The organism is Agarivorans litoreus (assembly GCF_019649015.1).
GTDB classification, from domain to species: domain Bacteria; phylum Pseudomonadota; class Gammaproteobacteria; order Enterobacterales; family Celerinatantimonadaceae; genus Agarivorans; species Agarivorans litoreus.
In genome coordinates this window covers 1,903,854-1,922,779 of record NZ_BLPI01000001.1, presented here as the reverse complement: position 1 = coordinate 1,922,779, position 18,926 = coordinate 1,903,854, and the positions used below count along the sequence as shown (strand labels likewise).

Here is an 18,926-nt window from a genome sequence, read left to right as displayed (position 1 = left end):
TTTTTCAGCTTGTACATCTATTGGTGAAAACGGTTTGCCTATTAAAAACATGGGTTAAGTTTGTTAATAACTAAATAGTGTGGAGGTCATGAGTATCCAGGTGCCACTTCTGAGGGAGAACTGTGGGCGTTAACATTTGTTTTATGCTTTTTGCTTAACGTTGAAGTAATAACGCAAGTGAGTTTATCGCCAGCCCATTAAATGCCTAGTTTGCATCGCGTGTTTTGGTTTATTGCAGCGTTATATATTGTATAAATGATCACTTTGAAAAAAAATTTTGATACATCTCACATAGTTTGTTTTTTGTAATGAACTTCTCTATGTGAAAAAACATCATTTGTTTCATGAGTATTTCTCTGCCAATTTTGCACGTATTTTTATTTATATAAATCAACCACTTGTGTGTGTAAGTGCTTTCTTGTATTGGCGGTTTTTTGAAGTATATTTCATGAAACAGAACGTATGAAATTTGGTTGAAATGTGATCACTGCTATTTGCAAGCGTTTTCATTAGTGATGAAGGTCACTTATTTATCTTATTTTGAGCTCTATACTGCTAAACCATGGCTAGTTGGCCATATATAAAAAAAGCTTCCAATAAAATTTCAAGATTCACACGGAGTTGAACAAAATGAAAATGAAAGCGCTTACAATTGCAATTGCAGTCGCGTCCGCGGCAACCTCACTTAGCTCATTCGCTGGTACCCCCAATTTCTCTGGTTACGGCCGCTATGCTCTTGAAGCATCTAGCGACCCTATCGTTCAGTTTAAAGGCGAGCACGGCGAAATTAATGGTGCTGGCCGTCTAGGTAACGAAGATAACTGGATGGAGTTTATGCTTACTCAAGGTTTTGAGAATGGCGATGCTAAGTTTGACATGAACGTCATGTTAAACACTCCTGGCTACTCTCCTACTTGGGGCGATACTATCGGCCTAGCTCAATTCTACGGTGGTGGTAAAGGTATCTTTGCTTCTCAACCAGATGCTTATGTATGGGCAGGCAAACGCTTTTACGGTCGTGAGCAAGGTGGCTTAAGTGATTATTTCATGCTTAGTGCCGACGGCTCTGGTGCGGGTGTTGATAACCTCAACTTAGGTTTTGCGCAACTTGATTTGGGTTGGTCGCAAGGTGGTGGCGGTACAGATCCGGGCAATAAAAACGGTTCTGTTAACTCTTTGCATGTGAACCTTCACGACATTAAAGTAGGCGAGCAAGGCGCACTTAAATTCCGCGCTAACTATGCCTTTACCACTTCTGATTTGAATGACCAGATCGAGAATAATGACGCATGGCAAGCATTTGCTTCTTACCGTCAAGGCTTGAGCAATGGTTGGTTCCAAGTGGCGGCTCGTTATGAAACTGACGCAGCAGCACTTATTTCTTCTAACTCTGCCGGCCAAAACTGGTCTAACTATGAAGATAAAGAAGCGGCTTCTTACGGTGTGTTCTTAGATGGTGCAGTTAACTTCGGTGAAATGACAGCTATGGAATACAACGCTAACTACTTGTTAGTTGATTGTAAGGAGACTGGTTGTTCGTTTGATGAAAAAGAAGAGTATTCATTTGCTGTGCGTCCACAGCATCATTGGAATGAATACATGGCTACCGCTATTGAAGCAGGCATGCACTTTACCCAGCGTACAGAAGTTGGTGGCTCTACCAACGACAGTGACGCTTGGAAAATCACCTTGTCGCAAAACTTCCAAGTGGGTCACTTCATGTGGTCACGTCCTGTAGTTCGCTTCTACGCGGTAACAGGCCAAGTGACAACTGATGGTAAAGAAGATGTAGATCTAACAAAAGTTGGTGCCATGGTTGAAGCTTGGTGGTAAGCCGAGCTAAGCTGAGTACTGTTTATTAAGGTACTCAACCAAGGAGTGGGCGCTAAGTGTTTAGCGCCCACAATAAAGAGGTGGTAATTTGAAAAAAGTATTAACGGTAATTGTGGGCTGTATATTAGCTAGCGGCTGTTCAAGCTCTGGTGATGAGAGGCCTTTTGAAGTCACTGATCCGTTTCGCACTTGGAACACTCAATTTGTAGATGAGGCAAAAATTGCTGCCAATCTGCAGTCAAATAATGTTTCTCCATTGCTTCCCGCTCAACTGCAATACCAGTTATTAGCTTTAGATAGAACAAACCGCATCGATATTACCGAAAAATCACCAGTGGTACGTTTCCCTGAAGGCAACTCATATACAGCTGCGTTGTTAATTCCTGAAAACATCACTCAGTTTACCTTTTATTTAGATAGCATTGTTGGCAGAACGGTATTTGTACCTACTGTTATTTTCTATGATGAAAGGCTTAAAGAAGTGCTCAGAGTTGAAGACACTACGCTCAACGAGGAAGGGTTCCTCAGCATAAAGCAAGAATTACAGCCAGAGCAAGCTAAGCGTGCTCGTTATATATTGGTTTATAGTCAGGCCTCCGAGTTTGCTGGTAGAACCGAATTGATTGATCCTAAAACTGTCTATGAAGAAAAAACTGGCGGAGGGTTGCCAGCTACCTTTAAGTATTACTCTAAGCATTCACCAATTGGTAACTTAGATATTCGCTTTGCTGACGTGTTGTTTAGTTCGTCTTTTGTTACTGCACCAGCAAGCACAACCCAACAGAATGTTACGCCCGTTGAGCCAGCGCCAATAAAAGCTGAATCAGCGAGCACTGCCGCGGCAGCAACAGCAACTACAGCAGTAGTAGCTAGCCAAACTAAAGAAGAAATGCTCAGCGATACCGAGAACTTTTATCTTGAGCAGATTAGCAAAGCGGTAGAAAAGAATGACCTCTCTAGGGCCTTAAACCTAGTGGAGGAGGCAGAGCGTGCTGGTTCAACTAAAGCTCAATCCCATTTCATGGAACAGCTAAAGAAACAGCAGCAACAGTAGTGCAGTACACAAGTGTGTTTTTTTCTAATCCCTGTTTATACGGCGCCTAGTGCGCCGTTTTTTTGCTTGAAATTTATCGGGTGATCCCATGAAAGTATTTAGATAGCTTGCTGGATCTTACTATCTGTTTTGGTTGACTATACGGCTTGTACATATTCGTTCGCTGTCAGAAAAGATGGTTTGTTTTATCTGCTAATTAGTTTACCGGCAAGTTATTCATAGTGAATTCACTGTCGTTAAAAATAAGCTTACTTTGGTCTCGGCCATTTTGATTAATCACGTAGCCAGCAGTGCGAAGCGCCATAATGTAGGAGGATAAGGGGCTATAGTTAAACAGAGTATCGTTGGTGTCTAGGGCTACATTTAGGTCTAGGTAGCGTAATAACTGCAGTGGACTGTTCACCGCTGTTAACTCAAATGGCAGTAGTTTAGCGGTACCCGATAAATGTATGTCGCCCACTAAAGCGAGGTTTTGGAAATTGGAATTAACCTTTAATGCTAATTGATCGAGCTGCCATTCGAGACCCTCTGAAACAGCGTGTTGCACCAAGCCATCTAAATTTTGTTCTGAACCTTGTTGTTGGTTAGCGTTTGCTAACGCTACTAGGCTCTGCATCGGCACACCACCGACCTTGGAAGTAAGAATTAGGTCATTCAACTTGAAGCGTTGTTGGGCTTCTTTAAAGCTAAATTGTTCTAAAGAGCTATTTACGCTCATGTATGCACGTTGTTGTTGTTCACTAAATTGGTTGGTTACCGCCAGTTTTTTTAAGTCTAACTCTGTTTCACCTTGCTCTAATTGTAGCTTTAACTCATCAATAGACCACTTTGCGTTTTCGACTAAGGTCCATCCTTGGCGCTGGCTAAAATGTTCCTCGGCTTTTACTTGTCCGAGATGAATATGGTCGCCGTTCTGAGAGTTGTCATCTAGCAGCATCCCTTGCCACAGAACCTCTGCAGTGCCGGCTGAAAAATTTAGGTCACTAGTTGCCGATAGCTGCAGTGATTTGAAGTGAAGTTTTAGCTGGGGATAGGTGTGCTCAAAATCATCAATGCTGAGTGTTTGCTTCAAGGATTGAGTGAGTATGTTAGCCTGCCATTGGCCGAGATGGGGGATCTTGCTTAACTGAAAGTCGCGTAGCCAGTGTTGGTAATCTCCTTGCGAAGCATCTACCTGCCATTCACCACTTAGCCATAAAGGCCAAAACCTTACTTTGTGTTGCAAAACGACACTAAATGGATAGGGCTCTAGGCCTAAGTCTGCAAGATTACCCTCAATCTGCCATTGCTCTTGGCGAGATAACCAGTCTTTGTGGGTTATTGTTTGTTTATACGACCACGAATGTTGTTGGTTGAGTTGAGCGAGTAGCTGAGCGGCCTGTTGTTGATATTGGTACTGGCTAAAAAACTGGCATCCCACAGCGCTGGCTAGCAGAAGAGTTAACAAAACTACGCTTTTTTTGAACATTGAACAGTAACCTACATTAATATCGTTTTGCCTAAGTGAGCATTCTATATGTAATTGCTGGGCAATAGTAAGCTTGTCTACCTAGTTCTTAAGTAAGGAGTTCCTCTAGTTGTCTTACACCTTATTAGCTTTAGTCGCTGACTTATACACGCCGCTGCTAATTATTGCGCTGTTCGGGATGGGGTGGCAGCAATTCAAAACCAATCAAAAGCACCAGCAGCTTAAGCAAGTAGTTGTGTCTTTGTTACTGAGTATATTAACCAGCTATTCGTTGATGATTGCAGATAACTATTGGCAGTGGTGGCCTGCATTCGGTTTGGACTACAGTACTCACACTGCTGTTGCGTTTAGTTTGCAGCTGGCTATTCACCGCGTTGCTAGCAAATTTCGTTGGTTCACTTGGCTTGCTTATCTTAGCTACTTAGTGTTGATGTGGGCATTGAATTACCACAGTGTGATGGACATGCTAACTACCATGTTAAGTGTTGGTTTATTGTTGCAGTTAGGTGCAGTATGTAAAAATGCTAGGGTAAGCAACCATTAATTGTCCACCATGCTTAGTGAATCATTGTTAATGGTAACTGCCGATTATAAAAGCGTTAGGATTAGTGCTAGCAAGCAAGAAGGGAAAAGCCATGTTTAAGGTTGTCTGTCCGGATGCATCGGGTGAAATGGATAAGTATTATCGATTTCGATGGGAAGTATTGAACAAACCTTTGCAACTGCCTTTAGGCAGCGAGCGAGATGCTTACGATGATCATAGTATTCACCGTATGATTCGAGACCGCCAAGGTGAACCTTTAGCGGTAGGGCGTTTGTTTTTAAGTGATAATAAAGAAGCACTTATTCGCCATGTTGCGGTTTGCCCTGAGCAGCGCAAGCTAGGTTTAGGTACTTTATTGATGATGGCACTTGAGGAAGCTGCTCACGATGAAGGCGTGAAGCGAATAGTGGTAAATGCACGAGGTGATGCACAAGCTTTTTTCATTAGTTGTGGCTTTGAACCGGCGGGTAGCCCTACTTTTGACAAGGTGAAAGTCAAAGTTCAGCAAATGGTTAAAGAGTTGTCTCCGGAACATCGCTTTGTCAGGCAGCCCAAGCTATGTACTCAGCTACAGCAGATGTTTAACCAACAAATCCCGTTAAGCGAAAAAATGGGGGTGCGTTTACATCAATACACCGGTAACGAGTTGACCACTAAGTTACCCATTGCCGGAAACGGCAACCCTCATTCCACCATGTTTGCTGGTAGCATATACAGCCAGGCAGTGTTGTCGGGCTGGGGGATGATTTGGTTGATGTTAGAAGAGCATGGGTTTGCTGGTGACATCGTATTAGCCAAAGGGGAAATTAAACATCGTAAAGCGATTGACCAAGATGCTTTAGCAAAGGTGAAGAAGCGCCAAATGAAAGGCAGTTTACTGCCGCTCATCGAAGGCAAAAAGTGCAAAATGACCGTTACTGTACAAGTGTGTAATAACAATCAGGTGGCCGCCGAGTTCAAAGGTTTTTATGTGATTTTACCCCGGCTACAACTTGATGCTTAATTGACCGCATTCCTGCCTAAAACGATCTGCCCTTTTGTATGAATCCAAGTATATTTAGTTTATAAATATACTTGGCTTACTCAATCAGGAAATCTTATATGCAACATCTTTATCGCTTTAGTCTTAAGCAGTTATCGGTGTTTGTATGCATAGCAGAAACACAAAGTGTGAGTGTAGCGGCTCACCAATTGGCGATGACTCAATCTGCTGCCAGCATGGCCTTAAATCAGCTAGAGACGGGCTTAGGCCAAAAACTGTTTGAGCGACAGGGCAAGCGCTTGCGTCTTAATCACTGGGGGCATTGGTTACGCCCTCGCGCCAAGCGGGTTCTAATGGAAAGCCAGCATATTATGCAAGGTTTTGCTGGCCAGCAGGTGATTAGTGGTGAGTTAGCTGTGGGGGCTAGCCAAACCATTGCCGAGTACTTTTTGGCGCAGATTATTGCGGGTTTAGATAAAAATTATCCAGACCTAGCGATTAGTCCACAAATTAGCAACACCGAAGCAGTAATAGCTGGCTTACTCGACTACCGCCTGCAACTTGGCATTATTGAAGGGCATTGTTCAGATAGTCGGATCACTCAGCAAGTATGGTGTGAAGACCAGCTGGTTGTGGTGGCGGGTAAGCAGCACCCTTTAGCCGAACTTGAGCAAGTAAACTTATCGCGATTAAGCCGGGCGCGTTGGGTACTGCGTGAAACAGGCTCTGGAACCAGAGACATATTTAATGGCGCTATTCATGGCAAAATTACCAAGTTAAAAGTATGGCGAGAGTATAGCCACGTGCCTAGCTTAGTGGCGTTGGTGGCCGATGGCGCTTATTTAAGCTGCTTGCCTTTGCGCAGTGTTGCACAGGCGATTAAAGCAGGAGACTTAATTGCTTTAAATACACCAGACTTAGATATGCGCAGAAGCTTTAACTTTGTTTGGCGAAAAGACAGCAGCCAAAACCCACTGCGCGACTGCTTTATCGAATACGCGAACTCGTTGCCACTAGCTTTGCCGAGTTAAACCCTTATCTTTCTCTGTTTTTGCTATTGTACGTTGGAGTCAGCGAGGGGATAACGACACTGCGGTATGCTGGGCGCTCGGATAAAGTCTTGTTGATCAACCGAGAAGCGGCGCGGTGAAAGGTAGTGATCAAAACTTACTTGGGGCTTGCTCCATGCACCATTTACTGTGTGAACTAAACGCCAACAAGGTTGATCGGTGACCACAAGCCTCAATTGATTGTAGCGCTTCTTAGCTAAATCAATTTCGCCTGCCAAGGTGAGTCCATAGCGTAGTCCGGATAACGCTTGAGGAGCTAAACTTAGTCTGCCTTGTTCTAATTCGGCGCGTAGCGCCAAGTTGGTAAATTGGGTGATGCCTTTAGGCAAGCTTTGCGGATCTTGCCAAAACACCGGCCAGCCATTTGCGATAAATGGATTGGGTTTTTCATAATATTGCCTTGGGCTTTCTATTATTTGGTCGAGGGTCACTTCTAAATCGGCACCAGGCAGTTGAATCAATTGACTATGCAAATCGATCGAACCATCAATGTTTGCGCCAAAATCACTAAGTTTACCGCGTAGCTTTCCCGCGAGCTCTAAGTCTCCTACCAAACTAAATTGGTGGTTATTTGCTAAGCGCGCTAAAGGGCTAATGTCTAGTAGTAAGCCAGACAGTTCGGCTTGCCAAGGTTTGTGCTCTTGGTCTAACAAGGCTTGTCCCTGCAACTCAAATTGGCCTAATGGTAATTCACCATACAGATTAAAATAGCCAATATTTTGGTCGGCCCCTAAATCGAAGCTAACATGGCTAAGCAGCATGCCACGATAAGCAAGTTCTGGAGCTTCAATAAATACTTGGCTTTGTGGCTGCCACAGTTGATCGATGTTTTGCCATTGGCCATCGCGAATCAGCTGTAATTGGCGAAGCTCTATATTTAAACCAGTCACCGAGAAAGGGAATTGTTCGGCATAAGACAGCAATTTAACTTGTTGAAGTTCCAGCTGTTCAATATTCAGTTGCTGCAGCGCTGCTGGAGCTTTAGTTGTGTTTTCGTCTAGGTTTTTCTCTTGGTTGCTTGTTGTAGTGCTGTCACTAGCAGGTAACCAATTGGGTTGGATCGGAATTTCATTATTGCTTAGCAGCAATTGGTGGAGAGTCAGCGCTTGCTGTTGCCATTGATAACTGAGTGCTAAACCTAGCTGCCCTTTAAATAGCTGGCTGCGTAAAGCATCTACTGAAAATAGACCGTCGCTAATGTGTCCACTCGCGGTGAGGTCACTGAACTGAATGTGGTCAACGCCTAATTCATCGGCAATAAAGGCATATTCACCACGCAGTTTTTGGGCTTGAAAAGGCCAAGGGCTGACTATGTTTTCTAGCTCTGCCGTTAGTTTGTTCAGAACCACATTGTGGCCTTGCAACTGTGTGGCTACGCTAAGCTGATTTAATAGTAAATTATCAATGTGAATGCTGCTTAACCAAGCAAGCTCAGGCAAGTTATTTAACCAAGTTTGCTCACTGGCTGTTGGGGCTGCAGCTTGATTTTCTTGAGCACTAGGTTCTGGAGCAAAGTGCTCTAGCCTAAAGTTGTTTAAGGCGAGCTCACGTATTGTAAGTTGCTTATTGCTCAGTTCGGCCGAGGCATAAACCGAGCCTTGTAATAGATCGCCACCGATGTGCTCTATTACTAATTGCTGCTGGCCATAGGCAAGGCTTAGCTGTGGCAGCATGATGTCTTGCCATGGGGTGGTAAGTCGCTGAGCCGAACTGTGTAAGGTAAATTGCCAATGGCTTGGCGCGGGTTCGTTAAGATCAATCTGCCAGTCTTCTATCGCCAACTCAAAGCGCTGCAGCTGATAAGACTGTTGTTTATTTTGCCACAGTAAGTCGCCGTCTTTGAGCAATAGTTGTTTAACTTGAATGGTGTTTAACCAGCTAATGTTGCTGGCTTGCTTTGGTGTACTAGTCTCGGAGTCTTCGTTCAATAATTGCTGGGTAAGTGCCAATTGTGGCTGCTCGATTAGTAGGCTATCTATTCGAATTTCGCCTTGCAGCAAGGGCATTAAGGCTAAATTTAGTTTGGCTTGCTTAGTGAGCATGGCGGCTTGACTAGACTTGGCGAGCTCTAGGTCAAATACCTCTATACTAAAAGGTTTGCTCAGTGACCATTGAGTTTTGTTGTAGTTAAGTTGCCAGTCGCTTTGTTGATTGAACCAATGCAAAAAGTCGCTTTTGTAGCGATCGGGATGAAAAGAAAATAAGAAAAAGACCGAGGTTGCCAACAACAGCAATAATACAATGGCAAGCAGGTCGAAAAAGCGTTTCATATTAGCGCAAACTCCATGCGACTTATTAATGATGTATCGTATTTGTTCAACAATACTTGAGTATTCACATATTTAACAGCGCAGGCTTCAACCCTTTTACCGAAAGCGTGGGGCAAACAACATGCTTAGCCTTGCTTGTTGTTTTTACGTGGAAATACCAAATAAATCCCTGCCAGTATAAATAAAATACCTAGGGCTTTGGGCCAGCTAAATGCTTCACCAATCCACGGTAAACTAATGGCTGCTACATACACGATAACATAGCTTAAGCTAAGCATGGGGTAAGCAATGGAAAGCGGCAGGTGTTTTAATGCCATTACCCAGCACAACATGGATAAGGCATAAAAGCTTAAACCGATTATTACGCTGATGTAGTAAGGCAAATAATTTGTTACTAAAGCACTATACTGTGCGGAGTGCCAAAGCTCCTGCAAGTTTGGATATTGCAGGCTTAATTGGGTCATGCCCCATTTCATGGCTAATTGAGCCAGTGAAATAAAGACGACACTTAGTAAGGCCAGCAATAAACTTCGCGGATGGTGTTTCATAAAAGTTGTTCCACTCCACCAAGAAAAGCGACCCCTAATACAATTAGCCCCACGCCACACCACTGACGCGGTGTAACCGTTTCATTAAATGCAAACTTGGAGATGAGCAGCATGATGACAAAATTGCTGCTTAGCAGAGGGTAGGCGACCGATACGTCCCACTGGCTCAATACACCCAGCCAAAAAATAGCCCCCAAGCCCAAGAAAACAATGCCTAATAATAAAGGTTTGGACAGTAGTTTCTCGAGCGTGCTTAAATTTGGTTGAGCGGCAAATAACAAGGCCGCACGTTTCTGCCAATACTGACTTAATGAGCTACAGCCAATCGAGGCCACAATCAGCATTATGTTAAGCATAAATTAGTCAGCAACTGCTTGGTAATAAAGTGCGGTATAGCGACCTTTGTCGATACGTTCAGTGGTTTCGGGCAAACTGCCTTTCATATCAGGTTTGTCGCGATAATAAACCATTACCGGGGCATGCTGGCGTTGTTGCTCAATAAATTCAGCTAAGTGCTTAGTTTCGATAAAGCGATGCTGGGAATCTGGGTATTCCAAGCCATAACGCACCTCGCCTTTTTGGCCAACGAGGTATACATCTTCTCGCTTAAAGTACCAGTTAAGTGCCGACATAGTGTCGGGGTAATCGGCTACTAACACCGTATTGGGTTCGACTAAATGGGCAATCTGCTGCATAAACTTCGCCGGCATTTTTGAGTAGATACTTACATTTGGGAAGGTTGCCCAAGCCAGCATGAATAAGCCCAAAGGCATTAGCATGTAGCTGGCGACTTTGCCGTTTAGGCTGGTGGCTTTGATAGCCACAAAGGCCATGGCCGACCAAAAAGCAAAGATGCTAAATAGTAACCAGGGACGGTAAGCTTCTTCGGCATCTAGTGGCAGTTTGCCCGCGTAATGCAGTACCAAGGTGGTAACGGCAAGGAGTGCAAATAAAATTGCATTTAACCAGCTTCCCCAGGTTAAACCCTTACAAGATTTGGTAAAAGCCTGTTGAATACCAAAGGCAAACAAGATCGCCAGCGGTGCCATTATTGGCAAAATATAGGTAGCGAGTTTGCCCTTAGCCATGGAGAAGAATAGCAGCGGCAATATCGCCCACAACAAGGCGTAGCGTAACAGTGGCAAGTGCATTTGGCCTTTTAAGTGGCCAATTGCACTGGGCGACCAAAATAGCCAAGGTAAAACGCCAGCCGCTAAAAACGGCAGGTAGTACCAAACTGGGGCTGAGTGCTGGGCGTTATCTGCAGCAAAGCGCTGAATATGCTCAATCCAGAAAAAGTAGTGCCAGTAGTCCGGCTCTGCAGCATGAATGGCTAAGCCCCATGGCAGACAAACTAAAACGGCAAGTAGCATTACCCACCAACCCCATTTCAAAATGGTGTTAAATTGCTTATCCCAAATCATGTAGGGAACCACCACCAGTACCGGTAACGCTAGGGCCAAAAAGCCTTTGGTAAGTACCGCACAGCCACAATAAAAACCGGCCAAACCATAATATTTGGTTCGTTGGCGCAGTTCTTCGCTGCGAATGGCAAAGTAAAAAGCAGTAAAACTGGCGGTTAGCCAAAGGTTAAGCATGCTGTCTAATACGCTGTAGGTGCCCACGCCAGACACCATAAACATGCTTAAATAAATGCCGGAGCTTAACCAAGCTACTGGGCGGGAGGCAAAGCGAGCAAGCAGTAGGAATATACAAAAAGCTGCCCCTAAAGCGCTAAAGGCTGAGGCTGCACGCACCGCAAAGTTAGTTTCGCCAAAAACAAGTTGCGAAACCGCGTTCATCCAGTAACCCATGACTGGTTTTTCGAAGTAGCGTAAGTCGTTAAAGCGAGGAACTATCCAGTCGCCACTGCTCACCATTTCTCGAGAGATCTCAGCGTAACGTAGTTCATCGGGAGACCAAAGGTCACGCAGACCCAAAGGTAATAGGTACAAAATGATAAAGAATATCGGCACCCAAGTAGCTAGGTTAATTCGTAAGTGGCGCATGGTACTTCCTGATTTAACTGGTATGAGGACGAACAACCGAGGCTTGATGACTTAACCAGCCTTCGCGCCCATCCATTTCTATATTTAATATGCTGTCTTGTGGCCAAGTGACATAATCTTGATCTAACAACTCACACAGCGGTACAAACTCAATGCCTTGCTGTTTAGCGCTAATGATCAGCTGCTCAAACATCTCTGCGCAAACAATGCCTTCAACCTCAGCATGAATGGTGTAAACATTTAAGGCATCGGCCTTAATTCGATCAAGAATGGCTTGGTTGTAGTTATCTTCGTCTACACCGTCTTGGCCAATTAATTCATCATAGGTCGGCAAAGTAACTGGAATTTGCGGTGCCATTCCAGGTTTGGGAACAAAAATAGATTCACCTCGGCAATCACTATTGTAGCGAAATGGAAAGGCTTCTTTTTCGTCTAGAGTGGTTTCGGTACAGCGCCAACCGGCTACTGCACTGCATTGCACGTCTTTTCCGGTGATTTCTTCAAGCAGTTGGTAACCCTTACGGATTTCGTTACCGAGTTCGGCTTGCGACATGCTGTCGGTTTTCATCTGCCACTTGTGGTGATCCCAAGCGTGCAAGCCAATTTCATGACCCGCTTGGTCGGTATCTTTAATCACCGAAGCAAGCTTTTTACCGATCACAGGGCCAGGCCAAAAGGTGCCTCGAAAGATAATATCCCAACCGTATAAGCTGGCGGCTTTTGAGCGGAGCATCTTCTTTAAGAAAGCAGGACGCAAAAGGCGCCAAATGTGGCGCCCCATGTTGTCGGGTCCAACGGTGAAGAAGAACGACGACTTAATATTGTGGCGTTGAAAGATGTCTAATAACTTGGGCACGCCTAAGCGCGTGCCACGGAAAGTATCAACATCTATACGAAGGCCAACTTTAATGGTGTCTTTCGAACTCATTATTACTCATCAACAGCTGTTTTTAAGAAGAAGTCGAGGGTTTCCTCGATGGTGTCTTCCATCATAATGCTTGGTTCCCAATCAAGTAAACGCTTGGCGTTGCGAATGCTTGGGCGACGATGCTGCACGTCTTGGTAGCCATCACCGTAGAAGGTTTTACTTTCTACCAAATGGTAGCCGGCAAACGGTGGGAATTTTTCACGCAGTGGGTGAGCATCAAACTTCTCAACCAGAGTTTCAGCCATTTGTTTGATACTGGCTTCGTTGTCTGGCGAGCCAATGTTGATGATCTGTCCATCACATAAGCCGTCTTTGTTCTCAATAATCCGGAACAAGGCTTCAATGGCCTCAGAAATATCAGTGAAGCAACGTTTTTGCTCGCCGCCATCAATCAACTTGATGGGTGTGCCTTCAACTAGGTTCAAAATTAGCTGGGTAATCGCGCGGCTAGAGCCAACTCGTGCTGAGTTCAAGCTGTCTAAGCGTGGGCCCATCCAGTTGAATGGACGGAACAAGGTAAACTTAAGGCCGTCTTTTTTACCATAAGCCCAAATAACTCGATCTAATAACTGTTTAGAGGTCGAGTAAATCCAGCGCTGGCGGTTAATTGGACCAGTAATTAGCGGTGAAGTATCTTCATTAAACTCATCATCAGTACACATGCCGTATACTTCAGAGGTAGACGGGAAGATGATGCGCTTGTTGTACTTTACACACTCACGAACAATTTTTAAGTTCTCTTCAAAATCTAATTCAAATACACGTAACGGATTACGGGTATATTCAATCGGAGTCGCAATCGCTACCAGTGGCAATACAATGTCACACTTCTTAATGTGGTATTCGATCCATTCGTTATGAATGGTGATATCACCTTCTACAAAGTGGAAATCTGGGTGGCTTAAGTGCTGTTCAATTTGGTTAGCACTCATGTCCATGGCGTAAATTTCGTATTTACCGTCGTCTAGTAAACGCTTGGTTAAGTGGTTACCAATAAAGCCGTTAGCACCCAAAATAAGCACTTTTTGGCGGCGTTTTGCAGCAATAACAGCGCTGGCTTGTGGACCAAAGCGCATGCCGGCAACTAAGTGCATTTCAGCCGCTAATTGTTCGCCATTTAAGTACAAACCGTTTTCGGTTTGGCCTGCATTAACAATTAAAGAACCTTGAGTACAAGCAATGGTTAATGGCGCGGTGGCAACAATGGTACCTGGCGTTGCATCAAACTCTTGTTCGCTGGCACTGGTGCTCCAAAAAATTACCTTGCGCTCACCTAAAAAGGTAAAGGCACCAGGGAAGGGTTCGGTCACTGCGCGACATAAGTTGAAAATAGTTTGTGCATTGTCGGCCCATTTTATTTCACCGTCTGCTGGTGTGCGGCGACCAAATACCGTGGCTTGGCTTTCATCTTGGGCGCTTAAGCTGTGCGTACCAGCGATTAATTGCGGTAGGGTTGTAGCCAATAGCTGGCTGCTTAGCTCGGTTAAGCGGCTATGCAAGGTGGCCGCAGTGTCGTCAGCATTAATGCTGAGTTTTTCTTGAGCAACAATGTCACCAGCGTCGGCTTTGCTAGTCATGGCATGTAAGGTTACGCCAGTTTCAGTTTCGCCGTTTAATAGCGCCCAGTTTACCGGTGCGCGACCACGGTAGCGTGGTAATAGCGAACCATGTAGGTTAAAGCCGCCTTTTGGTGCTAGCTCTAGTACTGCTTGGCTGATCATTGAGCGGTAGTAGAATGAGAAGAATACCTCAGGCTGCATCGCCTTAATTTTTTCTATCCACAATGGATGATTTACGTCTTCCGGTGCAAATACTGGAATACCGTTGCGTGCCGCTAGTTTGGCTACGGATTCAAAAAATACATTTTCATTGCCATCGTCTAAATGGGTAAACACTGCGGCGATTTCTACACCTGCATCGAGAAGACTTTTAATACCAGCACAACCAATGTTGTGATAGGCAAACACCACTGCTTTCATGGCTTATTCCTTAACTGTAATAGGTAAATTAGTTATCGTTGTTATCAGCGTTAACGTCGTTGTCACGGGCCTGTTTGGTTGCTTCGCCAACCAGCACATCTTGTACGTAGTAGCGTGGCCTTGCCCTTACGTCGGAGTATATACGGCCGATATATTCGCCTAATAAACCTAGGCCAACAAATTGAGCACCAATAAAGATAAACAATAGAGCAAATAGCGGGAATACCCCGTCAACACCCCATTCCGCGCCATAGATTAGGCGCATGAAAAGTAACACTAAACCAAATAGGCCACCTAGTGCGGCAATTGCACCTCCCATGATGCTAAGCATTCTTAATGGGGCGGTAGTCATGCTGGTCAGCAAATCAAACATTAGGTTAATTAAACCCATGATGTTGTATTTTGATTCGCCTTGTTGGCGCTCGCTATGTTCCACATCTATTTCAACGGTGTGGCGAGCAAAGCCATTAGCCAAAATAGGAATAAAGGTACTGCGCTCATGGCACTGCAACATCGCGTCCACTACATGACGACGATAAGCCCGTAACATGCAGCCGTAGTCATTCATCTCTACGCCCGTTGAGCGTTTTACAATCTTGTTGATCAGCATTGAAGGGTAACGGCGTAAACGACTGTCTTGGCGATTTTGGCGTACCGTGCCAACCGAGTCGTAACCCTCTTCGGCTTTCGCCACCAAATTAGGGATCTCTTCTGGTGGGTTTTGTAAATCGGCATCGAGGGTCACAATCAAGTCGCCGCGTACATGTTCAAAGCCCGCCATAATCGCGTTATGCTGGCCATAATTGCGGTTAAGAATAATGCCTACAACATGGCTGCCTTCTTGGGCCGCAGCTGCTTCAATTTGGTCTGCGCTGTTATCTTTACTGCCATCGTCAACCAGCAGTAGTTCATAGTCTTTACCCATGGTATCAGCAGCTGCACAAGTGCGTGTGATTAGCTCTTGTAAACTGTCGGCTTCGTTGTAAACCGGTATTACAATGGATACAAAATTGATGTCTTGCTTATGCCTCATGAGAAGGTCCAATATTTTGTTTGATTGCGGAAACAACACGTTCAACATCACTTAGTTGCATGCCTGGAAATAGTGGCAGCGAACAAATGCGTTGGCTGTTAAATTCGGTATTACTTAAATCTGGGTTAATCTCACCAAAGCGAGTTTGATAATTCTCTCGATAATACTTTTGACTATGGCAGGCTTTAAAATGAATGCCAGCGCCAATGCCCTGTTGTTTTAACATGCTAATGAGCTGGTCGCGGTCAAAGCCACAAATACTTGGCTCTACTCTTACTATCATTAAGTGCCAACAGTGAGTATGCGCATAAGATGGCACGCTCATGGGGCTAATCCCCTCAACTTCAGCTAACAGTTTACGATAATGCGCAACTAAAGCTTGTCGCTGAGCAGTAATGCTGGCTAAGCGCTGCATTTGACCTAAACCTAACACGGCACAAATGTCTGGCATGTTGTATTTGTAGCCCGGCTCTATCACTTCCGCTTGTGGCGCTCGCCCCTGAGTTTCTCTATCAAAGGCATCTACGCCTAAGCCATGAAACTTAAGGCGACGGATCCGCTCAGCTAATTCGGCGTCATTAGTGGTAAAAATACCGCCTTCTGCTGTGGTTACATTTTTTATCGCGTGTAAGGAGAAAATACAGTGACCGGTTTGGCCAATGGGTCGACCTTTATATTCGCAGCCAATAGCATGGGCTGCATCTTCGATCACTGGAATATTGTATTGTTCCGCAAGGGCGTAGATGGCATCTAAATCGAGTGGAGCACCGGCATAGTGAACCGGGATTATCAGTTTGGTTTTGTTGGTGATTTGCGCTTCAATGCGCTCTGCCGTGGTCATTAATGTATCTGCATCAACATCAACAAATACTGGCTTTGCACCCATTAAGGTGATTAGGTTAACCGTTGAAACCCAAGTCATTGAAGGGGTAATCACTTCATCGCCAGGGCCAATGCCCAAAGCCACTAGAGTGAGGTGCAAACCAGCGGTGGCACTGCTTAGCGCTACGGCGTGTTCGGCACCGGTATAGCTTTTTATGGCGTTTTCTAACTCAGCGTTTTTGGGTCCGGTAGTAATCCAACCGGATTTGAGTACCTCAACCACTGCGTCGATTTCTTGTTGTTCAATCGCTGGGCGACTTAGGGGTAAAAATGTTTGTTCCATGACTCTCGGTCAGCATATCTATACCAAAGTGGATGAAGTCTAACCGTGCTGCGGGTTTATTGAAAGGCTCAAACGTCGGTCTTGTGTGTTGATTAGGTAAATATCGGTGTTTTTTGTAAGTGCTTTCTTAATTGGTTTGGTGTTTGGCCGCTTATGCTTAGATTCACCGTCAGCATTTCTAAGGGGATTAGCTTACGGTTTGGTGAGGCATCTATGGGTTTACATGCTGTCGAGCAGGCAAGTGGCAAACCAGAAGCGCTAGCTTTAGCCGAAACGGTTTATCAGAATAACCAGTGCAATATTGACCAAGTGCTAAAAAGTGTAAGTTAAGCTTTTTTGTTTAGACAACCAAGCCTGAGAGCGGAGCAATCAGGCTTGGTATGGTTAAGGCTAGCTAGCTTGCTTGAGCGGTGTTTTCTAGCGATGCCTGCTGAAGATGCTTGTTATTAAGATAACCTTGTAAACGCTGCTGTTGTTCATCGGTAAATGCTAAACCTTGTTTGGTTCTGCGCCACAAAATGTCCTCTTTTCGGTAGGCCCATTCTTGCTCACACAGGTAGTCGACTTCTAATTGATACAAGTTTCCGCCAAATAGCTCACCTAAGCCCTGCTGTTTAGCATTGTGTATTAATTGTTCGGCTTGGCTACCGTAGTGCTTGCACCAGCGGGCTACTAGCGTGGTGGGTAAATCGCTGTTGGCTTGTTGCTGCTTAATATAAGAGTGAATATCTCCGCCAATAGCGCCGCCCGGTAAGAAAGAGGCTTTAGTCCACGCAGGACCAAGATCGTTAATACGGGGAGCCAACATTTCTAAGGCTGCTTCGGCAAGTTTTCGGTAAGTGGTTAACTTGCCGCCAAATACCGATAACAGCGGAGCCCCTTCTGCTTCATCACTTAATTCTAAGGTGTAGTCACGAGTAACCGCCGAAGGATCGTTAGACTCATCTTGGCAAAGTGGTCGTACTCCAGAAAAAGTATGAATCACATCACTTGGCGCTATTTGCTTAGTAAAGTGCTGGTTCACTACATCACACAAGTAACTCACTTCTTTATCGGAGATGACCACCTCGGACGGGTTGCCTTGATATTCCACATCAGTAGTGCCAATTAATGAGTATTGCTGCTGATAAGGGATCACAAACACAATGCGTTTATCGGTGTTTTGTAAAATGTAGGATTGCGGCTCGTCGTGAATTTTTGGCACCACTATATGGCTGCCTTTTACTAGGCGAATGGTGCGTGGTGGTGTTTGTTGCATGTTCTCTTCAATAAATTGCTGAACCCAAGGGCCAGCGGCGTTAACTAAAGTGTTGCAGCGATATTGTTGTTGCACGCCCGTTTGCATGTCTTTTACATCTACCAACCAATGCTTGGCTTCGCGTTTGGCTGCTACTACTTGTTGGCGTGGCGCGATAAACGCGCCGTGTTTAGCTGCTAGCAAAGCATTGCTAATCACTAGTCGAGCATCATCCACCCAACAATCAGAGTATTCAAAGCCTTTGGTAATATCACTTTTTAGTACATCACTGTGAGCGAAGCTTAGGCCCTTACAACCGGGAAGTGTGCCGCGTTTAGCTAGGTTGTCGTACAGAAATAGCCCCATGCGTATCAATATCCAAGGGCGTAGGTGGGGGCGATGTGGCAAACGAAAACGCATCGGCTCAACAAGATGAGGAGCCATATTAAGCAATACTTCACGCTCTTTAAGGGCTTCGCTCACTAAACGAAACTCATAATGCTCTAAATAACGCAGGCCACCGTGAATAAGCTTCGAACTCGCAGAAGAGGTTGCGCTGGCTAAGTCGTTTTGCTCAAACAAAGCAACGCGTTGCCCTCGGCCAGCGGCATCTGCCGCTATGCCCACGCCGTTTATACCACCACCAATGACGATTAGGTCGAAGTTATGCGGGTCATTTGTTTGTGCCATGTTGAGCGATCCTTTCAATAAAGTTCGTTTTGTTTCGTTATCGAGCATAATAGAGCAATTTGTGATCAAAAAACAATTACCGATGTAAAAAAAATGTGCAAAACGCGCTTTTAAGC

16 protein-coding genes are annotated in these 18,926 nt (G+C 44.9%); 6 read left to right on the top strand and 10 right to left on the bottom strand.

The features are described 5' to 3' along the window. The first annotated feature begins 630 nt into the window (after nucleotides 1-630). Together K5L93_RS08890 and K5L93_RS08885 are read left to right on the top strand one after the other, a co-directional pair. Nucleotides 631-1,833 (top strand): carbohydrate porin, encoded by a 1,203-nt coding sequence (locus tag K5L93_RS08890; protein WP_220719391.1) that lies wholly within the window; start codon nucleotides 631-633, stop codon nucleotides 1,831-1,833. 88 nt (nucleotides 1,834-1,921) lie between these two features. Continuing rightward, on the top strand, nucleotides 1,922-2,887 hold the full coding sequence (locus K5L93_RS08885; RefSeq protein ID WP_220719390.1) for a MalM family protein: 966 nt from the start codon (nucleotides 1,922-1,924) through the stop codon (nucleotides 2,885-2,887). 196 nt (nucleotides 2,888-3,083) lie between these two features. Here K5L93_RS08885 and K5L93_RS08880 read toward each other — a convergent pair whose 3' ends face one another. After that, nucleotides 3,084-4,355 carry a YdgA family protein gene (locus K5L93_RS08880; protein ID WP_220719389.1) on the bottom strand — a complete coding sequence of 424 codons (1,272 nt, stop codon included), beginning with the start codon at nucleotides 4,353-4,355 and terminating at the stop codon, nucleotides 3,084-3,086. 109 nt (nucleotides 4,356-4,464) lie between these two features. On the opposite strand from K5L93_RS08880, the gene K5L93_RS08875 reads away from it, so the two are divergent. The 3 genes from K5L93_RS08875 to K5L93_RS08865 all read left to right on the top strand — a co-directional run bounded on the left by K5L93_RS08875 (nucleotide 4,465) and on the right by K5L93_RS08865 (nucleotide 6,912). Then, the gene (locus K5L93_RS08875; RefSeq protein ID WP_220719388.1) at nucleotides 4,465-4,899 is read left to right on the top strand and encodes a hypothetical protein; all 435 of its coding nucleotides are present in this window, start codon (nucleotides 4,465-4,467) and stop codon (nucleotides 4,897-4,899) included. 91 nt (nucleotides 4,900-4,990) lie between these two features. Next, a complete protein-coding gene (locus K5L93_RS08870) occupies nucleotides 4,991-5,902 on the top strand; it encodes a bifunctional GNAT family N-acetyltransferase/hotdog fold thioesterase (RefSeq protein WP_220719387.1) in 912 nt (303 codons plus the stop codon). A gap of 98 nt (nucleotides 5,903-6,000) precedes the next feature. Then, a complete protein-coding gene (locus tag K5L93_RS08865) occupies nucleotides 6,001-6,912 on the top strand; it encodes a LysR substrate-binding domain-containing protein (protein WP_220719386.1) in 912 nt (303 codons plus the stop codon). A 23-nt stretch (nucleotides 6,913-6,935) separates the two neighbouring features. On the opposite strand, the gene K5L93_RS08860 is transcribed toward K5L93_RS08865, so the two are convergent. From K5L93_RS08860 to arnB, 8 genes are all read right to left on the bottom strand, one after another. Beyond that, nucleotides 6,936-9,221: an AsmA family protein gene (locus K5L93_RS08860; protein ID WP_220719385.1), complete on the bottom strand. Its 2,286-nt coding sequence runs from the start codon at nucleotides 9,219-9,221 to the stop codon at nucleotides 6,936-6,938. Between the two features lie 125 nt (nucleotides 9,222-9,346). Beyond that, nucleotides 9,347-9,769 carry a 4-amino-4-deoxy-L-arabinose-phosphoundecaprenol flippase subunit ArnF gene (gene arnF, locus K5L93_RS08855; protein WP_220719384.1) on the bottom strand — a complete coding sequence of 141 codons (423 nt, stop codon included), beginning with the start codon at nucleotides 9,767-9,769 and terminating at the stop codon, nucleotides 9,347-9,349. Further along, nucleotides 9,766-10,125, bottom strand: coding sequence for an EamA family transporter (locus K5L93_RS08850; RefSeq protein ID WP_220719383.1), 360 nt, complete (start codon nucleotides 10,123-10,125; stop codon nucleotides 9,766-9,768). The genes arnF and K5L93_RS08850 overlap by 4 nt, the downstream gene beginning before the upstream one ends. A 3-nt stretch (nucleotides 10,126-10,128) precedes the next feature. After that, nucleotides 10,129-11,778, bottom strand: a complete 1,650-nt coding sequence (gene arnT / locus K5L93_RS08845; protein WP_220719381.1) for a lipid IV(A) 4-amino-4-deoxy-L-arabinosyltransferase — start codon at nucleotides 11,776-11,778, stop codon at nucleotides 10,129-10,131. Between the two features lie 13 nt (nucleotides 11,779-11,791). Continuing rightward, nucleotides 11,792-12,706 carry a 4-deoxy-4-formamido-L-arabinose-phosphoundecaprenol deformylase gene (gene arnD / locus K5L93_RS08840; protein ID WP_220719380.1) on the bottom strand — a complete coding sequence of 305 codons (915 nt, stop codon included), beginning with the start codon at nucleotides 12,704-12,706 and terminating at the stop codon, nucleotides 11,792-11,794. Nucleotides 12,707-12,708: 2 nt separating this feature from the next. After that, entirely contained in the window at nucleotides 12,709-14,685 is a 1,977-nt protein-coding gene (gene arnA, locus K5L93_RS08835; RefSeq protein ID WP_220719378.1) for a bifunctional UDP-4-amino-4-deoxy-L-arabinose formyltransferase/UDP-glucuronic acid oxidase ArnA, read from the bottom strand. A gap of 28 nt (nucleotides 14,686-14,713) precedes the next feature. Then, nucleotides 14,714-15,718, bottom strand: coding sequence for an undecaprenyl-phosphate 4-deoxy-4-formamido-L-arabinose transferase (gene arnC / locus K5L93_RS08830; RefSeq protein ID WP_220719376.1), 1,005 nt, complete (start codon nucleotides 15,716-15,718; stop codon nucleotides 14,714-14,716). Continuing rightward, on the bottom strand, nucleotides 15,708-16,883 hold the full coding sequence (gene arnB, locus K5L93_RS08825; RefSeq protein ID WP_220719375.1) for a UDP-4-amino-4-deoxy-L-arabinose aminotransferase: 1,176 nt from the start codon (nucleotides 16,881-16,883) through the stop codon (nucleotides 15,708-15,710). The genes arnC and arnB overlap by 11 nt, the downstream gene beginning before the upstream one ends. Nucleotides 16,884-17,036: 153 nt before the next feature. Between arnB and K5L93_RS08820 the strand changes: the two genes are divergently transcribed. Next, complete coding sequence (locus K5L93_RS08820; protein WP_220719374.1) at nucleotides 17,037-17,213, top strand: hypothetical protein; 177 nt, start codon at nucleotides 17,037-17,039, stop codon at nucleotides 17,211-17,213. A gap of 64 nt (nucleotides 17,214-17,277) precedes the next feature. On the opposite strand, the gene glpD is transcribed toward K5L93_RS08820, so the two are convergent. Further along, nucleotides 17,278-18,810: a glycerol-3-phosphate dehydrogenase gene (gene glpD, locus K5L93_RS08815; RefSeq protein WP_220719373.1), complete on the bottom strand. Its 1,533-nt coding sequence runs from the start codon at nucleotides 18,808-18,810 to the stop codon at nucleotides 17,278-17,280. Nucleotides 18,811-18,926 lie beyond the last annotated feature (116 nt).

What these genes read in the sequence shown, in the direction of transcription:
- K5L93_RS08890 (WP_220719391.1), top strand. Translation starts at nt 631, where the DNA reads ATGAAAATGAAAGCGCTTACAATTGCAATTGCAGTCGCGTCCGCGGCA.
- K5L93_RS08880 (WP_220719389.1), bottom strand. Translation starts at nt 4,355, where the DNA reads ATGTTCAAAAAAAGCGTAGTTTTGTTAACTCTTCTGCTAGCCAGCGCT.
- K5L93_RS08870 (WP_220719387.1), top strand. Translation starts at nt 4,991, where the DNA reads ATGTTTAAGGTTGTCTGTCCGGATGCATCGGGTGAAATGGATAAGTAT.
- K5L93_RS08865 (WP_220719386.1), top strand. Translation starts at nt 6,001, where the DNA reads ATGCAACATCTTTATCGCTTTAGTCTTAAGCAGTTATCGGTGTTTGTA.
- K5L93_RS08860 (WP_220719385.1), bottom strand. Translation starts at nt 9,221, where the DNA reads ATGAAACGCTTTTTCGACCTGCTTGCCATTGTATTATTGCTGTTGTTG.
- arnF (WP_220719384.1), bottom strand. Translation starts at nt 9,769, where the DNA reads ATGAAACACCATCCGCGAAGTTTATTGCTGGCCTTACTAAGTGTCGTC.
- K5L93_RS08850 (WP_220719383.1), bottom strand. Translation starts at nt 10,125, where the DNA reads ATGCTTAACATAATGCTGATTGTGGCCTCGATTGGCTGTAGCTCATTA.
- arnT (WP_220719381.1), bottom strand. Translation starts at nt 11,778, where the DNA reads ATGCGCCACTTACGAATTAACCTAGCTACTTGGGTGCCGATATTCTTT.
- arnD (WP_220719380.1), bottom strand. Translation starts at nt 12,706, where the DNA reads ATGAGTTCGAAAGACACCATTAAAGTTGGCCTTCGTATAGATGTTGAT.
- arnA (WP_220719378.1), bottom strand. Translation starts at nt 14,685, where the DNA reads ATGAAAGCAGTGGTGTTTGCCTATCACAACATTGGTTGTGCTGGTATT.
- arnC (WP_220719376.1), bottom strand. Translation starts at nt 15,718, where the DNA reads ATGAGGCATAAGCAAGACATCAATTTTGTATCCATTGTAATACCGGTT.
- arnB (WP_220719375.1), bottom strand. Translation starts at nt 16,883, where the DNA reads ATGGAACAAACATTTTTACCCCTAAGTCGCCCAGCGATTGAACAACAA.
- K5L93_RS08820 (WP_220719374.1), top strand. Translation starts at nt 17,037, where the DNA reads ATGCTTAGATTCACCGTCAGCATTTCTAAGGGGATTAGCTTACGGTTT.
- glpD (WP_220719373.1), bottom strand. Translation starts at nt 18,810, where the DNA reads ATGGCACAAACAAATGACCCGCATAACTTCGACCTAATCGTCATTGGT.